This is a genomic window from Sphingobacterium sp. 2149, assembly GCF_031455655.1.
In the GTDB taxonomy this organism is placed as follows: Bacteria; Bacteroidota; Bacteroidia; order Sphingobacteriales; family Sphingobacteriaceae; genus Sphingobacterium.
On record NZ_JAVDTD010000004.1, the window covers coordinates 372,237 to 390,707 of the forward strand.

Annotated in this window: 11 protein-coding genes; 2 read left to right on the forward strand and 9 right to left on the reverse strand. The window is 37.4% G+C overall.

Annotated features, from left to right (window positions below; genetic code table 11):
- Positions 1-173: 173 nt before the first annotated feature.
- Positions 174-4,112 (forward strand): response regulator, encoded by a 3,939-nt coding sequence (locus tag J2X77_RS08130; RefSeq protein ID WP_310080113.1) that lies wholly within the window; start codon positions 174-176, stop codon positions 4,110-4,112.
- A gap of 47 nt (positions 4,113-4,159) precedes the next feature.
- On the opposite strand, the gene J2X77_RS08135 is transcribed toward J2X77_RS08130, so the two are convergent.
- The 9 genes from J2X77_RS08135 to J2X77_RS08175 all read right to left on the reverse strand — a co-directional run bounded on the left by J2X77_RS08135 (position 4,160) and on the right by J2X77_RS08175 (position 18,170).
- Positions 4,160-6,154: a glycosyl hydrolase family 28 protein gene (locus J2X77_RS08135; protein WP_310080115.1), complete on the reverse strand. Its 1,995-nt coding sequence runs from the start codon at positions 6,152-6,154 to the stop codon at positions 4,160-4,162.
- Positions 6,155-7,179: 1,025 nt separating this feature from the next.
- Entirely contained in the window at positions 7,180-7,647 is a 468-nt protein-coding gene (locus J2X77_RS08140) for a hypothetical protein (RefSeq protein WP_209581921.1), read from the reverse strand.
- A gap of 266 nt (positions 7,648-7,913) precedes the next feature.
- Positions 7,914-8,351, reverse strand: a complete 438-nt coding sequence (locus J2X77_RS08145) for a hypothetical protein (protein WP_209581919.1) — start codon at positions 8,349-8,351, stop codon at positions 7,914-7,916.
- A gap of 339 nt (positions 8,352-8,690) precedes the next feature.
- Positions 8,691-9,053 (reverse strand): DUF1493 family protein, encoded by a 363-nt coding sequence (locus tag J2X77_RS08150; RefSeq protein ID WP_209581916.1) that lies wholly within the window; start codon positions 9,051-9,053, stop codon positions 8,691-8,693.
- 48 nt (positions 9,054-9,101) lie between these two features.
- Positions 9,102-12,536, reverse strand: coding sequence for a DUF6443 domain-containing protein (locus J2X77_RS08155; RefSeq protein WP_209581912.1), 3,435 nt, complete (start codon positions 12,534-12,536; stop codon positions 9,102-9,104).
- Positions 12,537-12,538: 2 nt separating this feature from the next.
- Positions 12,539-15,511, reverse strand: coding sequence for a hypothetical protein (locus J2X77_RS08160; RefSeq protein ID WP_310080119.1), 2,973 nt, complete (start codon positions 15,509-15,511; stop codon positions 12,539-12,541).
- 462 nt (positions 15,512-15,973) lie between these two features.
- Complete coding sequence (locus J2X77_RS08165; protein ID WP_310080120.1) at positions 15,974-16,210, reverse strand: heavy metal-binding domain-containing protein; 237 nt, start codon at positions 16,208-16,210, stop codon at positions 15,974-15,976.
- Between the two features lie 741 nt (positions 16,211-16,951).
- Positions 16,952-17,419, reverse strand: a complete 468-nt coding sequence (locus J2X77_RS08170) for a hypothetical protein (protein WP_310080122.1) — start codon at positions 17,417-17,419, stop codon at positions 16,952-16,954.
- Positions 17,420-17,942: 523 nt separating this feature from the next.
- Positions 17,943-18,170 carry a hypothetical protein gene (locus J2X77_RS08175; RefSeq protein WP_310080124.1) on the reverse strand — a complete coding sequence of 76 codons (228 nt, stop codon included), beginning with the start codon at positions 18,168-18,170 and terminating at the stop codon, positions 17,943-17,945.
- Here J2X77_RS08175 and J2X77_RS23710 point away from each other — a divergent pair.
- Positions 18,137-18,469: an NINE protein gene (locus J2X77_RS23710; RefSeq protein ID WP_409050309.1), complete on the forward strand. Its 333-nt coding sequence runs from the start codon at positions 18,137-18,139 to the stop codon at positions 18,467-18,469. The genes J2X77_RS08175 and J2X77_RS23710 overlap by 34 nt on opposite strands.
- Positions 18,470-18,471 lie beyond the last annotated feature (2 nt).

Consider the following 18,471-nt stretch of genomic DNA (forward strand, 5'->3'; position numbering starts at 1 on the left):
AAAATAAGGAGTTATTCCAACTAAAAAAGATAATCTGGTTTAAATATGGATGAATTTAATTTTTCATCAATTTTTTTTGAGGCACTGAACGATATTACAATTAAATAAACGATATTATATTTAATAATCTATACATAGTTGTTTATTTGATGAATAAGCAAAGCCTAAAGAAAATGACTCAAAAAACATTTCTCATATTTTATTATCTGCTGTTCACCTGTCTATCACTGGGGGCACAACATATCAGAAAATACAATAAGCTCACACAAGAAAATGGCCTTCTCTCAAATCGGGTAACCGCAATTTCTGAAGATCCTATTGGCCGTATCTGGATCGGAACGAGCGATGGCATTAACCTATATGATGGCGCCCACGTCATGGACAATCCAAAGTCCATTAGTGACTCAATCTTTCAACCGGGTAAAATCATCGAAATTAAATCATTCAAACAGCAAATGATCATTGCTGCGGATAATGGCATATATGGATATGATTTCAGCACCAACAAATATAGTCTATTGATCAAAACCGAATTGCATAATACGTCGAAAGCCTTGGCCTTGACGATAGATGGTGTTGTAATACTATGCAACAATACGTTATATAAATGGGCTGAACAAAAGATTACTGTGCTCAATAACAATGTATATTTTAATAGGATTCAGGTGGATAATCAAGGTAATCTGTGGGGAGCTACTTTCACCACAGTTGCCAAATGTGACAAAAAAGGAAATGTTTTAGCCAGTTTTAATTTCGCGGAAAGCTATGACAGAGATGTGCTGATTACCTCTCTGTACTGTGATAGTAAAAATCTGACTTGGGTAGGAACCAAAAGGCATGGTATCCTGCGCTTCGATCCCATCCAAAATAAATTTAAGGCACAGCTACCGCAGCCCACACAGATCCAAAATGTATGCAGTATTGCCGAAGACGCAGAGGGAAGACTCTGGATAGGACATAACAAAGGCGTGGCCGTATTTGACTATATCAACCAGTATACAGAGTATCGGATGTTAATAGAGAATTTTGACAATGAGCTTAATTCAACTGTCTGTGCGATCTACAAAAGTAAGCTCGATGACATGATATTGGGGACTTATTTTAATGGAGCATTCTGTCTTTCAAAAAATGACTCTTGGCTAGATTTTTTACACGTCACCAATCCGGAAAGAGCCCGTGGAATTGTGATCAACAATATACTCATGTCGTCTAAAAAGCAGCTTTGGGTGGCAACCAACGCCATCGGGATAAATGTATACAATGGGCAATCGCAGATAATAAAAAGGTTCAATCAGAAAAACAGCAACATCAGTGATAATATCATATCACTTGAAGAAGATGCGCAGGGCAATATTTGGGCTGGGTCAGAATCAAACGGTCTGTACTGCCTAGCTTATCAAGGCAACAAAATCAGGCATTACCAATATGATAAGAACAAAGCATCATCGCTGCCAAATAATAGAATATTCTCCATACGAAACTTCAACCAGGATTATCTACTTGTGGGGACAGATGGTTTTGTAAGCATATATGACCGCCATAAAGATAATTTTACAACCCTACTTAAAACGACCTCGACGATCAATGACATCGCGGTAAACAATAATTTAATATGGATTTGCTGCCTCGATGAGATCTTATGTTATGATTGGAGCAAAAAGACAACTAAAATATATAAGAAAGAACTTGAGAAGGGAAATAGGGTACAATTCCTTTCCATGCTCCTTGATGGAGAAAATGTTCTTTTGGGAACAAAGCAAAACTATCTTTATTTTATTGATAGCAATGGTCATCTACTGCCTTATCCCGGTCTAGGGAAAATAAATATTCAAATACATGGTATCAAGAAAGACAATTCGAAGCGGTATTGGCTATCGACAACAAATGGCTTATATTGTATTGATACCGACCGGTCCATTAAAAACTTCAATGTCAGTTGGGGTTTAAACACGTCTTGGTTTAACGAGCGTTCCGCCTACTATTACAATGATACCTTATATTTTGGATCTGTTGACGGAATATGTTTTTTTAAGGCGCCACAGCTTGATCCACTTCCTGCACATAAACCTTTACTCTACTTTTCTGATTTTAAAATATTTAATATCAGCCAACTCAGAAACAAAAAGTATTTTGAAAAAGGTATTGATCACACGGATGAGATCGTGCTGCCTTATGATCAAAATATGATTTCGATTGAGGTGAACCAAGTAAATTTCGATCCGCAAAGCCGCGAAAACTATCGCATATATTATACTTTAAAAGACATTGACAAGCGTTGGTATGAACTTTCGAAAGCTTCAGGAACAATAACTTTTACTTCCTTAAAATCAAAAAATTACGAACTCCATGTTAAGTTAGTAGATCTGAACAATAACATCATCGCAACAAAAAAATTGCTGATCAAAATCAAACCCCATTTCCTGCTGAGCAATATTATGCTCTGTGTATATGGAGCATTGCTGATTGTAGCCCTCATCCTATTTAGAAAGTTCTTAAAAAGACGGCATTTGAAAATCTTGAAGATAAAACTGGCTGAAGTAGAAAAGTCTAAATTAGAGGAACTGAATAAAAGCAAGCTTGATTTTTTCACCTACATGTCCCATGAACTCAAGACTCCCTTAGCCATTATTATGGCGATACAGGAAGACCTTTTTTCCAATCATAAGATTGAAAACATCAAGGAATATGAAATCTCCCAAAAAAATGTTAAACGGCTTACGTTCTTGATAAGTCAATTAATGGAATTTAGAGAAATTGAAAGCAGTAATTTGCCATTAAATACCATTAATGGGGATCTGATCACATTTTGTCAAAATATCTTTTCGATGTTTGCGCCTTTATTTGACCGTAAAAACATTGCATATCAATTTGAACACCCAGCGTCAGAAGTAAATGTCGACCTCGATTTTGACAAACTGGAAAAAATAATCAGCAACCTGCTGAGCAATGCGTTCAAAAACTGTGAGGTGGGTGGACAGATAGCTCTTGTACTATGCGTTTCAAAAGATACCAATGAAGTTGTTATTCATGTGAGCAATACGGGCAGCTATATACCACAAGATCAGATCGAAAAAATATTTGAACCTTATTTCAGGCAAAAGTCAAGCGGCAATTATTATGACAATAATGGCATTGGACTCGCTTTAGTCGTAGGACTCACAAAGCGTATAAAAGCACAGATTGATGTGAAGAGCAGTATAGAAGCTGGAACACAATTTACGCTTACAATACCGGTGGCTAATTTTGAATCAAAGCTTCCAGATGACCCAGATCTCGAATTGCATGCAACAATGGAGCTCATAGACGACGTGATCTACACGGATAACAGCCAGATAAGATCTGATGTTCCGCCGGAAAGCAATACACATAAAATTCTTTTGGTGGAAGATCACACTGATCTGGCAGAACTATTTAAAAATAAACTACTGGAATCCTACCATGTCGTCATTGCTCACAATGGACAAGAAGCTTTGGAATACATTAGAAATAATCCGATCGACATGGTGATCAGCGATATTATGATGCCTATCATGGATGGATATGAATTATGCAAGCATTTGAAAAGCAATCCGAAGACCAAACATATTCCGGTAATCTTAATGACTTCTTATGACACCATTGCCAATAAAATTAAAAGTTATGAATTAGCCGCAAATGGATATATCAATAAACCCTTCAGCACGCAGGAGCTATTGGCTAAAATGGGTAGTTTATTAAAAAATAAAGCTACTTTACGCCACTACTACAGTCAGGCTGAACCATTGCGTATCAAAGAAGAAGCAAACTCACAGGAAGAGACATTTATTTTAAAAGTGCAAGAAATTATCGTTAGAAACATTGCGGAGAATAATTTTTCAGTCCCTCAACTCGCTCAAGAGATGCGAATCAGTAGAACCCAACTGTATCTTTTGCTGAAGAAAATAACAGATCTCACTCCCACTGATTTCATTATCAAAGTTAAGCTTGATTATGCTAAAACACTACTAAAAGATCCATCTTTTAGTATTTCTGAAATTGCATATAAGTTAGGCTATTCCAATGCAAACTATTTTAGCAAGCAGTTTAAGGATTTCTTTGGTATAACGCCAAGTCACTATAGAAAGGCTAAATAGTCACTATCCATTTCAATCCTGACGATTGAAATGGATAGCAAAAATGCTTATTGATATGCAATTTCTGGATTCCAGTATGTAGTGTCCCAGCCTGAATTGGAACGCTGATCCACACGAAAGGATAATTCGTCGCCAAAAGTGACAGGTACATTAATGTCATGCCAAAATCCAGTAGTATTATTATAAACGACAGTCTGCCAACTGCTGGATGGCCAAATCATCACATTATTTTTCCAAATGCTTACGTTTACACCATCCCCGCCCCCGGTATCATTTTTACGAACCAATCCGGTAATTTTTACGGTACCCGATTTTGGCGCATTCCAAACAAGTATCGGCTGGCTATTATCGGGATGAATATAGATGTTACCGCTACCGTTCCATATGGCGTCATAGCTACCCGAACCGCGCCAATGATTGGATCCGTCCGGATTCCAGCTCATCAAACTTGTTCCTATTCCAGCCTGCCAGTATTTATAGTACCACCTGCGGGTTCCCTGTACCGACGAAAAATCGGTCGATGCATTATATACATCGCTATTAACTGTACCCGATGGACTGATAATCTTGACCGAATTCGCATACTGATTCAGCGTCAGATGACTATCCTTAAAATCTTTAACATAGTTACCGTTAATCTTAACATTCTCCAGGGTCACTCCTTCAATACTATGGCTGTCATTCCAACCGATTAATTTGATTTCGTTACTGCCGCCAGATGTGGATGCAATATTTTTATAAAGTATGTTTGTCATTGCTCCGGGCCAATTCCAGTTTCCGGTCAACGAACCAAAATAAAATGTTTCATCCATCTGAACATTTATTAGTCTCTTTGCTCTTTCTACACGGATATCTTCAAAGGTTATGTCATTAAAATAGGTGCCATGCAAGGCAAAAATATTGATAGCGGAACGATCAGGGAGCACATCCGGATGATTTTTGTCATCGTAATTATATAGGATATCTATGTTTTGAAACTTAATATTCTGAAAATAGGCTGCGCGTGTCTCCGCACCGATACCGATTGTGTTATTTGCATCAGCCCATAATTGTGCATTTTTGTAGATTATATTATAAACGGGCAGTGAATTTGCGGGAATTTGATCCGACATTCCTTTGATGGCGACTGCATCATCTGCAGAGTGAATAAAAGATTTATCAAAAGTGATATCGTGACTACTGTTAATATTAAATCCATCGGAACTAGCAAAATATGGACTGACAGCTTTATAATTAGTTACATTTACAAAAGAACAATTGTGCATGGCAGAAGTCCAGCTTCCTACGTTTCGATTGACAATGATATCTTTGACAGTCGAGTTGCTTACTGTGCCTAATGCCAGGGCGATATCATCCGTGGGACTGTTGTAATCGTTGAGCAGAATACCCCTACCCCTTATTGTCAGATTTGACGCATTATCTATTTTTACCCTTCCTCTGATAACGGCTCCGCCGCTGATATATAAAGTTTTTCCAGAACTTAAGGTTAATGGCGGCTGTGCGCTCAAATCGTAATATCCCGGACCATAATACAGTACATTGGGGTCTGTCGCAGATGGAACATCAGCTTCGGGCTCCTGCGCAAATAAATGCAGTATCTTTCCTTGGTAATCGTTGTCTAATACAAGTGATATATTAGTCGGCTGAGCGAGCGTGAAAGTAATCGTGTTGCCGGATCTCACCCCTGTAATACCCAATGATGAAGGTACTAATTTGAAGCTGCTGAAGCCGCTGGAAGGGGTGATCGATACTGATACAGTGCCGCTGAAATCGAAGTAACCATAGCTAACGCTATTTCCCCAGCCATTATTTCCAGCTTGATAGAGGCCGACTGGATTCCCACCGGCACTAACAGTATAGGCCGTTGATTTGTACTGATTTGGCAGGCCACTGGGCAGCGGATAAGTTGTTACTGCTGTGCTTAAATTAGCTTGGACAGTCGAGTTTGCTGATTTCAGAAATTCAGCTTCTTCTTTTGAAGTTGCTATTTTGTTGCACGCGACAAAACATAACCATAAAAATGGCAAAATAAACGATTTCATAGTTGATCTATAATTGGTTAATTGTCAAGGTAAGATAGGTATCCCTTAGGGAAATTTCCATAATATGGCCAATTATTGAACAAAAGTGTAACACTTTAAACTTTATTAGAGGTAACAGTACATTACATAGCCTTTCCGACCTGGCTTTTGGGGCAGGGTGTCATTTATTTCATTAAAGATCCATTTGTCCAAATCGTTGGTATCGAGTGCAATTCTTTTAGCCGCATTTCCCTGATCTTATTGGGCGATCGCTTTCCTTCTATAATTTATCCCCTGTCGCCATATTAAATAATCACTTTTTTATTTGTTCCTATATCGCAAACGGTATTGGTGCCGATGACAACGTTGGCTGCTATTAGATCATTATATCATCAAATCTCCGTCCCTTCGATGGAATTGGTCGGGGTATGTTGAATTAATATGTTTACAGATATTAACTTTCAAGATGATTACACATTGTAAGGCTGAGGTATGGGTTTGAAGATAGGACTGGTTACGGGAAAGCGTAGCTGATTTATTCAACCCTGTTAGTAAGACAATAAAATAAAAAAAGCCCCCCTTATAACCGTTAAGGGAGGCAATTTTGGCTAGATGTCCGCTTGGGCTAGATGTTAACCGGCTTTGGGCATTCATCTACTGTAAAGATCGCGAGATTAGTTGAGATAATTGTTGTTCATTTCTTAAAAAATGTTGTTCAAAAATTATATCCTAATAATAATTTAATTCCAAAAAGCTATTTCACTTCATCAAATATTATAGTCAATGTCTCGCATATTCCAGATCAACCCTATCTTCGACAATGACAACCGTCTTTTATCAAAAGTTCTTCCATGATCATCCATACCTGATCCGTCACCGTAAAATATTTTTGGTGCTTAGATCACCTATAGTCAAAAATCCGGTAACAGAAAACTTATTGACAGCTAGAACTCCGTGCTCAATAGCTAGAAATAATTTTTTTTAAAACCAAACAGGATTCGCCCCTCCCAGACTCAAGGTTTTTTTATTCTTTTTATATTGTTTTTTCATCTAATATCATCCTTTATCCACTTTAATTCCCCGCGCTGGATCATGGCAATATACTTTTGCACGTGATCATCGGTCAATAAGCAATTGTCGTCAAGGTGGTAATTGAACTGCTTGGTAAAGCTATAATATTGAATACTTCCTACATAAGCATTATTGAGATAAATATGCCAAAGGCTGTATTCCTTGGCCCGAACTTCCACTACCTGCCGTTTTCCATGGTGATAAAACAACTCAGGCACATCCGTATCAAAGCGAAGTATAAGGGCGTCAATGCACGCTTCCTTGATGTCATCGGCAAGTACACCGTATGCCAATTGCCACACGCCCTGAAATTTCCTGAAAACATAAAAAGCAAGACCATTTTTGTTATAGAGATGATAGTCTTTCATGCCCATGCTTTTATCATGCACGGTAATTTGAGCGTACATTACCCGATTTCGGCAAAAGATTTCTAGCGGTTTCATTTTACAATATTACTAATAATATTAGTAATATTGTATATGGTAAAGATATTTAGGGTTCAAATTTTTTATATGCCATTGGATGGATGAAGCCTCTCCTAGCCCCTAATTTGTAAGACGATCCACCAGTTTGATCCATCCATTTGCACTAATTTAAGTGCCGAACGGATATTACGGCTCATAAGCCGTGAAAAGCTTATATACAATAACAAGAAAAGCCTAATCTTTCATTGGATTGGGCTTTATATTCGCTACTTTGAGTAGTCAATTTAATTATCATATTCAACTCCCTGCATTTTTTCGAAGATATTCCCAATGAAACTATCATCTTTACTACAGACTAGCCAATAGGATGAATCAACCAACTCAATTATGTATTCACAATTTTCATACATCAACTTATCACCCTCATATTTTCTGATATTTTCAATATTACTGTCGCCAATCACTAAAAGTTCAATTGCTTGATCGATTTTAGAAGACAAGTTCAATATGCTATCCAAAGAGATTAATTTGCCACGCTTTGATTTGTTGATTTCTTCTTCAAATTTAACAATATCACAATCCACCTCTTGGACTGTTGTCACGTATACCCATAACAACCCCCAAAAAATTTCATCCTTTTTTCTTTCAAAACAGTTCAATATATCTTCAAGTCGCACAGACAGAATAGAACTATCGTCTCCATGTATTATAATTTTTCTCATCTTCACTTATTTAGGCCATTTATCCAATCTGTATATGTTAAAGGTGCTGGAGTTTTATCTCTGAATTCTTCTGATTCCCTCATTATTCAGGTAGACTTCTGCTTTTATGCATGGTTTTAGTTTGGCTGGAGATTCCGCTAGCATTAACGAGGTAAATTCGGAAATCGGAGGCCAGTCAATATGGATAACTTGGACCAGCAAAAAAAATCAACCTAAACAAGTTTTAATTCGTTTTTTATATCATTTTGTACATTATCTCTTCCGATAAATTCTCAAAAGAATGCAGTCCGACTTTCAGAAATCTCCACTAAGCCTCCTGCATTTATAGTAAAATATTATTTAAGAATTTATAACATCCTCATCTAAACGACCAGCTATAACCGCTTTTTCCAATTGACCTATGTTTAATGATTTTATACCTTTTTCCTTATTTCTAAAGAGGTCTTTGATCAGGCTGGAAACAAAGTCTTCTTCATTGCCAAAATAGTCTCCTATTTTAAATCGGCTTATATCAACGTTAAATTTTTCAGCAAAGGCAATAAAAAAATCATCTGCATCATCACCTGTTATTTTTAAATCAACTACTAATTTTGTATCCCTATTAATTTCCTTTTTTTTAAACAAAAATGGAAATGGTAAAGTATACCCCCAACCACCATCATACACGAATGTTCTGATTTCGTTTAAAATTTCATCTTCCATATCCATAATTTTAGAATCTAAGAAAGCTCTATTTATAATAGTTATGCTTTACTTTATATACATCCAGCCATTCTTTGGATCCGCTTGAAGTTTATAATAGTCTCCTCCTCCCATACTAAATGCTTTAGCGCCCGCTGCAATTTCTTTTCTAAATTCCCATAAATCAGTTGATGTTATCGCCCATCCAGCCACAGGGATGGCTCTACCTAATAATCCACCCAAACGCTTAAAAATTAAACTAGCAGTCTTCTTGCCTATAGCTTTTGCAACTTTATCACCTGCTTTTTTTTCAATTGTTCGTACTGTTACTCTTGAAGCTAGAGAAGCAACTGAGGTACTCTTGTTCTTACCTACTGCAAGTGCATGGCCGTAAAAATACTTAACAATAACTCCATCTTTCGGAAGAACCGGTTGCCCCAGCATAATCAAACTAGGTCCCCAAGGATTAATTTTTTTGTAATCGGTAACCGTAACTTCTTGCAATGTTTTAGTTGTATCAAGTCCCATAGGATCAATAAAACTAAGAGGATTGTTCAATACATAGGCATAAGGACTTGAATTATAATGAACCGCAGAATTATCAGCAGTAATCACATTGCGTGGACCTAATAAACTAAAATAGTTACCTGCATTTACTCTACCTTCAGCAAGGTCCACATCATATCCCAAATTTGAAAGTTCCTTAGCATAAGTATCATCATATGCACTCCAATATTCATCCTCTTGAAGTGGATCCAAAACATTCCACCTCCCTATCTCAGCATCATAAAACCTTGCCCCGTAATCCAGCTGTCCTTCCAGTACATAAGAAGCTCCCAAGGTGTGCGTACCACCATTCAGGTCGGTCTGCATCTCCTTGCCATTATAAAGATACTTATTATTGATACTTGTTGCAATAGATTTCGTCTTACCGAATGGATAGTAATCCTGCTTCTGCATCACTGTAGCAACAGGTGCTGTTGACGTACCATCTTTCTTGAGTACCACCCGCACATTGCCTAGATGATCTGTCAGGTTATAATAGTAACTATAGTTTCCTGAACTGTTCAAAAGAAAACCATCCTCTGTAGCGATACGTTCAATCACTGGATTTGCTCCATTAGCTTTGATGTATTCAATCCCGCTAATATAATCCTGCTCAGTAGTGATACCGCCGACCGTAGATTTGCGGTTAAGCTTGGCACCAGATGCATCGTAGGTGTAGGCAATGCTCTTACCTGTACCGCTCACTGTTTTTGGAAGATTCAGATAATTGTAGCTAAGGATCATCCCCGTACGGTCCTTGGTCGCATTTCCGTTCAGGTCATAGGTAAATCCCCCGGTCAAACCGCCCGAAAGACTGGCCAGCCTATTGCCCTTATTTGCATTGTTATAGTTGTACGTAATCGCCGTACCATTGTCACGAACAAGGGTTTTGATATTGCCCATATCGTCGTAGGTCAATACCTCGCTCATCACCGTACCTGTACTCACTCCACTCATCAACCTGTTGAGCGCATCGTAAGCGTAGGTGAATGTATTGCCTGTGGTAGCAGCATAGCCCCACATTTGCTGCGCAATATTTCCATTATACTGCGCATTAGCAAGCACGGTTGTACCATTGACATTATAGTTCAATTGCGAGGTGAACTGCGCTGAGCTTGCTTTGGTCTGCCATCCACGTTCATTATAGGTATACCCAATGCTAGTCATGAAGTTGCCACCACCGTTCTCACTATGAAGGGACTTGGTCTTCAATTGACCGATCTCATTATAGGCAAGCCTGCTCTGGATCACCTCATCCTGTTCATTGATCTTTTTTTTGATCTGCACCAACCGGTCAACGTGATCGTAATTATTAGTGGTCAATATCTTGGTTACCGAATTAGTTCCGTTGATACTATGTTGCCTATTACTTGTCAATAGTTTTCCTGTAAAATCATAAGTATTAGCGGTCCTGTCAACCCCTGACAAATTGTTATCCGCAACAATTTCTACGATCCGTCCATAACGATCATAATAGTTAACAGACATCAGTGGATAACTTCCATCTTCCCTACTTACTTTTATCCCAGTGAGTAATCCCTTGACCAAATAAGTACTATCTATTCCATTTCCTGCAGCAAGGGTCGTTACGGGTTTAAATTTATAGTCGTCATAATAATTTACAATAAGTTCCTGAAGCTGTGAAAGAGTACTGGGAAAACTCGCATTCGTATAAGTTGTGGCCCCATTTCTGCTTTCATACTGTACAGAGACTGCATCAGCCAATGCCTGCACTTGAACTCTTGTCGTTTGGTTAATTATCGAATTTGTATAAATTCCGGAAGATACAACCTTACCAAAAGCATCATACTTTATATAAGACCACTTCTTAGCGCTCCGTTGATTAGCATCCTGAGTCAATATGACTCTGTCGCCGCGGTTGTAGATCAAATACTCCCACCCCTTTCCGGGCATCTTCTTCTCCACTAGTCTTCTTTTGTCATCATACCGATAAGCATAAATGAGTTCAAAGAAATCCGTTGTGTTTTCGTCTATTGTGTTGCCAGTGAATCCAGGAGGGATAACATAGCTCAGAGCCCCGAAATCATCGTATACATAATATGTGTCCAGTTTCTTTGTTTCGGTTTCCCAGATCCGTTTTAAGACCGTTTGGCCATTATCATCAATAAAGTTTTCGATAGTACCCTGCTTTCCCGCGATCCAGTTCTCATCTTTAGTAATATTTTTCTTTAATCTACCACGTAAATAGTATTCGGTGCCATCTGCACCTCCAACTGAGGGAAACCAAAACTTCACCTCATTCTCAATATTATTTTCATAGGACTTCTTTACGGTATGGCCGGAATTCGCAATTTCCGAGCTGAAAGGTTGCCAATGCTCTCCGACTGCGCCCTGCTCTAAGGTGCGGCCGAAAGCCGAGAGATCAAAAGAAATCACTGAAAAAGGTTTGGTTGTTTTGGGAGTAGAATCATCCCAACCTGTTGTAGCCGAATAAAAATCCAATTGCTGTTGCTTTACATTCGTCTTAAAACTACCATCATTACTAAGGTTGTCGGCATAAGGCTCATATAATTTGCTTTCCCTTCCGTATTCGTCGTACTCCTTATAACTTACTACGTCACGATAGGCTGGGCTCGCCTTTAAATCTATTTTTTGAATCAGTCTCCCCAGTCCATCAAAATATGAAATAGTCTGGTTCTCTTCAAAAATACTTCTTTCATTATCAATATTAAGTAGATTGACGCCCTCCTTTTTAAATTTCCTTGTAAGTATGTAATTTTGAGTGTTACTTGGCAAACTACCAACATTGACCGTATTTGATATATATAGCCGTACATTGCTTCCTGTAGGAATAACAAAACCGTTCTGAAGGGTAATACTCGAGATAGCAGTTATAGTAGGCTGTCCTCCATAAGAACTGAGCTTTAAATCGACCTGTTGTGAAGTAGCCTGTTTTGCCATTCCCAAAAGCATTATTGATATCCAAATCTTTTTCATAATTAATGCTTGTAATTGTATTTGTATTGCTCCAACCAACTTCCCTCAAAATTAACCATACCTTCCAAACGGCCAGAGCTGTCATAACGGAATTCTTTTTTCTTTAGATTGTTATCAATTATTCCAGTCACCCCGACCAAATGCTTGTATGTAAAACCAGTAATCTCTACATTTGAAAGCTGTGACCTGAGTAATTTTAGAACGTTCATAACAAGGTTATCAGAAATATTACTAGAATTGAGCTGATCAATTGTTGACTGTCCAATGATGGCAAAAACCTGAGAGTAACTTGTGTTATCTATCTTTGCAATGGGATATTTTCCTTTGTAGCCCCAAATGTAGGTTGTAAGTCTGCCGTCCTGCTCCTTGATCTCTACAGGATTTCCATATTTATCATAAACTGTAAATTCGGTTGTTCCATTTCTTTTCACATGGTATTCATTTGTCATTGAATTTGCCACATCTGATACCTGGTAAATATATTTTGGATAAACTTTAGAACTGTTGAAGTATCCGTATTCCGTTACCTGGGAATTATTAACCGAGCGCATTCTAACTTCGGTACCATCATTCACAAAGGTAAATTTGCTCTCAGCAAGACTCGGATAAAAATTACTTTGGTTAAACTGAGATAATAGTTGTCCATAATTGGTTTGGATAGCATTATCCGTAACAAGCAAGGGATACTGGGAATAGTTTTTTATTGCATAAACAGTCGTTTTTGTCTTAAGAAATCTGGAAGTCGAATATTCTTCCACTTCCGAGGAAATGGAACTCTGCAATCTAGGTCCTATATATTCATACTTTGCCTGGTTAACTATACTGTCCGCCCCATAATATTCAACTTTCAAAGACTGATCAAGAACTGTAGTCGCAATATCAATCGTTAGGGGTTTATAAATAATTGGTGGCACTTTGAAAGTAACACAGGCTCCCGCAACATTCAAGCCGAGCCCAGAAACCAGCTGAGGTTCGTATTCAATACTTAGTACCGGGCCGTTGACCAAGATTCTCTTATATTCAGCCATCCGAACAGCTTTAAAATATTGTAGCTGCTGTTTATTAATTTTACGGTAGATATTCTTCTCAGAACCGATTAGAACGTACTGACCATTCCTGAAATCAAAAATATTCTTTCTCTTCAGTTGGGCAATGTTGAATTCATTACCAATCAAATCATCAAAAACGGGGAAACCCGGAACGCTTTCAAATCCCGGCTCAGGGATAAGTGGCCAATACCTTGATAAATAACTCTTTTTTTGAGTATTCATAAAAATAAGAGGAAATTCGAATTCATAGGTTTCCCGAATATTTTTCCCAGTAACAGTATTGACGATATATTTTGCTACATTTCTGTAATATATATTTCGTGGGTAATTACTTGATATTGGCATATATAGATCCACTGGAAAACTATTTCCATAGTTCCAAGATGTGTGGGGCTCATTTGCTGTAAAAACAAGTTTGAAGGTCTCCAGATCTCTATCACTAATACTGACAGCCAGTTCACCCGCACCATTTTCGTTCAGACCGTATCTAAATTCTTCTATAATAGCTGGACTATCTTCTGAACTATATTTGATCTGCTTCAAACGGATACCATAATAATTATCCAACACTCCATTTTTCAAGACTTTGTTCTGCTCCCAGACAAAATTATATAAACCTTTCGTCGGAAGCTCTATAGTAGATAGTGCAAAAGAACTCGTAAATAACGGCGAGGGTTGTCTCCTATTGGTCATTACATTACCATTGCCATCGTAAGATTCGTTAATAAAATTTCCCAACCCAGAATAATAGCCATACCAGTCCCTCCTGTAACCGGTCGAACTTCTAAAATCATAATTATCTGGGCAGGAAAGATAAGTAAACTTAAAAGTCGAATTATCCAAAAACTTAATTTGTTCCAATTTACTGTGCGGATGGTTGGTTGAAAGCGGCATATAAGAAAGAGTGGAATTATAAACAACTTCCTGGAACATATTTTTTACAATTACATTCTGAAGATTAATATTATTATAGACAAAATCAACTGCCCCCCCCCTAAATTTGATCTGCTTGAGATATTTTGTATAATAATAACTTATTTGACTATTGGTTGAGTTGTTGTAATCAAAAATAGGTACACAAGTACTAGGAGTTGCGTTGTATACTCGGTCGCTAGCTAGATAGCTGTCATCACTAGTGATGAGTCTCGGGTTTTGCTCGTACTCAAATGATATTGTATCGATCTTATTGTAATCGACCATACGGTTCAGCAACCAGGTCGTCGGCTCCCCATTTGAAGAATACATATACCTCTCAATTTCACTTCCCTCACCAAAATCATAACTGGTTCCATCCTGATCAATAATCTTAAACCCATTTAATCCACTAATCGTAGAATTAGTTACATCAATTAGCGGAATAATTTTTATAAGTGTATCACCCGAGAGTGTAACAACCTGGACGCTGTTATTTACCCTACGGAGGATAAAGCTATCGGATCTATCACCAAGCGAATAAGTAAATACATCAGGTTCAGTATCAGCCTCACCGTCTACAGCTTTTCTCAGTTGGTAATACTCTTGTAGTACAGTCTGGCTATTAAGATCTGCTATCGAATTTATTGTACTGCTCAATTTCAATTTACCAGAGGGTCTTTCATCTGCAATTCCCCGAATGACACGCGAAACACTACCTCCTGCCTTTAATCCCCAGCCCAGTCCTACCCTACTGTAAGTTTCATGGGGCTTAAACCCCGTATAGTAGTAAAAAAGAGAAATTGCAGACCTGAGTTTTCCCGAGTTAATTTCGTATAGGGGCACTGAGTAATCAGGAAGCCCTTGAAATTCATTCGCCTTAATTTTGTGAAATTCAACCAATCGGTTAACTTCGGGAGAAGGAGGTATAAAATCTTTGTTCTGTCCCTTAATAATCAAGGCGCATAAAATAACTGAAATTAATAAAATGCCTTTTCTCATGTGGTTACTCATAAAATTAGGTTAAATAGGTTAAATAAAAAAAATACAATAAAGAAAAAATGTTATCCTATAAAATTAAGAAGAAAATGAATAACAAACTTACAAACAAATTAATACAAGCTTAATAATATTTGAAAGAGAACATTATTCAATTCATCGCTGCACAAATGACTTTTCTATAAAATAATATTATAAATATAGTATCAAAAAGTGGCAATTACCTAAAATTTAAAAAAAATATTGCTTTATAATACAACATACCGCTCTTCAAGCGAATAAAGCCAAACTTCGGAAATATGGTAAGGTCATGAATTTTGAATAGTTATTCCTTTCTTAAGCTTTTAATTCAATTTTTGTCAATACTAGTTAGTAACTTTCTGTAATCTTCCCCTAGCTAGCTACATCCAAAACTAAAAAATTCCAGTCACTGACCTCTCCCCCCGCAGTAATCATAAACAGTTTACTCCCCTTTCCTTAGATTTCGACGATATCTACACTAAGCCCAATAATAGCAGCAGCACGAATTGCCTGTGCACGCTGCTTGAGCGTTTCGGTGACACGCTTGTACATTTCCTGCATCTTCTTCTCATAGCTGGTAGAGCGACCTCCAAAGAAATCGACATAGCTTGCTCCGATATCACTAAAGATATTGGTGCCGATGACAACATTGGCTGCTATTGGAAGGCTGGAATTAGTACTGGTTACTATCATGGTTTGTTACTTTTCAAAAGGGCAAGGTTAATACCCAAGTCTAATATACATTATTTATGCTGAATTAATATGTTTGTAAATATTAATTTTCAAGATGATTACAATTTGTAAGGCTAAGGTATGAGTTTGAAAGGTGCTATGGTACGGGAAACCGTAACTGATAATCTTTCAGTTCTAATAAGAAATCAAGATAAATAATTAAACAAAAAAAAGCCCCCCTTATAACCGTTAAGGGGGGGCAGTTTTGGCTAGATGTCCGCTTGAGCTAGATGTTAACCGGCTTTGGGCATTCATCTAGTGTAAAGATCGTAAATTATTTTGAGATGATAGTTGTTCATTTCGCTGAAAATGTTGTTCAAAACTTGCCACTTGATAATAATTGCATTCTGAAATGCTATTTTACTTCATCGAATATTATTTTCAGCCTCACGAATTCTCCAAATCAACCCACTCTTGGATAAGGACAACCGTCTTTTGTTAAAAAGTTCTTCCATGATCATCCACACCTGATCCGTCAAAGTGAAATATTTTTTACTGCTTAGATCATCTATAGTTAGGTATCCGGTAATAGAAAACCTTTAGACCGCTGATACTTCATTCTGAACATCTAGAAATATTTATTTTTTAAAACCAAACAGGATTTGATATTGTATTAATAGTACTTTTCAAAAATAGGTAGTAATTAGTAAGCCTTGAGATCCTCCCAGACTCAAGGTTTTTTTATTCCTTTTATATCGTTTTTCATCGAATATCGTCCTTTATCCACTTTAATTCCCCACGTTGGATCATGGCTATATATTTTTGCACGTGATCATCTGTCAATAAGCAATTGTCATCAAGGTGGTAATTGAACTGCTTAGTGAAGGTGTAATATTGAATACTTCCAACATAAGCATTATTGAGATAAATATGCCAAAGGCTGTATTTCATGGCCCGAACTTCCACTACCCGACGTTTTCCATGATGATAAAATAACTCAGGCACATCCGTATCAAAGCGATGTATAAGCGCATCAATGCACGCTTCCTTGATGTCATCAGCAAGTACACCATATGCCAATTGCCACACGCCCTGAAATTTCCTGAAAACATAAAAAGCAAGACCATTTTTGTTATAGAGATGATAATCTTTCATGCCCATGCTTTTATCATGCACGGTAATTTGAGCGTGCATCACCCGATTTCGGCAAAAGATCTCTAGTGGTTTCATTTTACAATATTACTAATAATATTAGTAATATTGTGTATGACAAAGATATTTAGGGTTCAAATTTTTTATATGCCATTGGATGGATGAAGCCTCTCATAGCGCGATATTAGCATTACACAAATTGCGTGGACATGTTACTTGGAATTTTCTATGATACGCTTGTACATCTCTTGCATCTTCCTCATAGCTGGTAGAGCAACCACATAGCGCGCTCCTATATCGCTAAAGACAATGGTGCCGATGTCAACATTGGCAGCTATTGGAATGTTGGAATTGGTATGCTGAATTGATAGGCTTACAGCTATTAACTTCAAGATTTTTATAAACTGTAAGGCTAAGGTATTGGTTTGAAAGTAGGATTGGTTGCGGGAAATCGTAACAGATTTAGTTAGCAGCTTTATTGAGACAATAAAGTGAATACTTAAATAAAAAACGCTTCCATCTGATTTACAGAGAGAAGCGTTTTAGCTATTGTGTTAATCTGAAATTGCGCAAATATTAATCACGCACTGTACATTGTTTTTTATTTTACTCTTTTCAACTCAATATTATTCGGAACGTGAAGTTTATATTGACCACCTTTACCATCTATACTTATCATTCCCCCACCTTCCGCTAATATAAGTTTTAAAACTAGTTTATCAGGATTTCCTTTGACATAAGTTAATGTTCCTCGGGCATTAACACGATTTTTAGTTTCCCTAAATCGAAAAGATAATACATTTTCATTTCCTTGGAGGATTTGGTGCACATAGATTTTACCTAGGGCAGACCGGATTATGCTTCCTTTATCTCCTTTTCTGCTGGACGCTTATACCCGCATTTATCGCTTTGATTGACTTTATCGTTTTTCTCTCCATGAATAAAGAGAGTTTTGATTTGAAATATAACCGTATATATTTTTCGCAGCTCATCGTTCATAATTATGTGCCTAACTCCCCCATTCCCCAAAAGGATGCTGCTACTGAAATAGAGCGATTACATGGATTGATGGAAAAAAGAATACTTACACAAGCCGAATTTGAGGACGCAAAGCGGAAACTTTTATGATG

Bases quoted from the DNA above. Each gene is read 5' to 3' on its own strand.
- J2X77_RS08145 (WP_209581919.1), bottom strand. From the start codon at position 8,351: ATGAGAAAAATTATAATACATGGAGACGATAGTTCTATTCTGTCTGTG.
- J2X77_RS08170 (WP_310080122.1), bottom strand. From the start codon at position 17,419: ATGAAACCACTAGAGATCTTTTGCCGAAATCGGGTGATGCACGCTCAA.
- J2X77_RS08155 (WP_209581912.1), bottom strand. From the start codon at position 12,536: ATGAAAAAGATTTGGATATCAATAATGCTTTTGGGAATGGCAAAACAG.
- J2X77_RS08130 (WP_310080113.1), top strand. From the start codon at position 174: ATGACTCAAAAAACATTTCTCATATTTTATTATCTGCTGTTCACCTGT.
- J2X77_RS08150 (WP_209581916.1), bottom strand. From the start codon at position 9,053: ATGGAAGATGAAATTTTAAACGAAATCAGAACATTCGTGTATGATGGT.
- J2X77_RS08140 (WP_209581921.1), bottom strand. From the start codon at position 7,647: ATGAAACCGCTAGAAATCTTTTGCCGAAATCGGGTAATGTACGCTCAA.
- J2X77_RS08135 (WP_310080115.1), bottom strand. From the start codon at position 6,154: ATGAAATCGTTTATTTTGCCATTTTTATGGTTATGTTTTGTCGCGTGC.
- J2X77_RS08160 (WP_310080119.1), bottom strand. From the start codon at position 15,511: ATGAGTAACCACATGAGAAAAGGCATTTTATTAATTTCAGTTATTTTA.
- J2X77_RS08165 (WP_310080120.1), bottom strand. From the start codon at position 16,210: ATGATAGTAACCAGTACTAATTCCAGCCTTCCAATAGCAGCCAATGTT.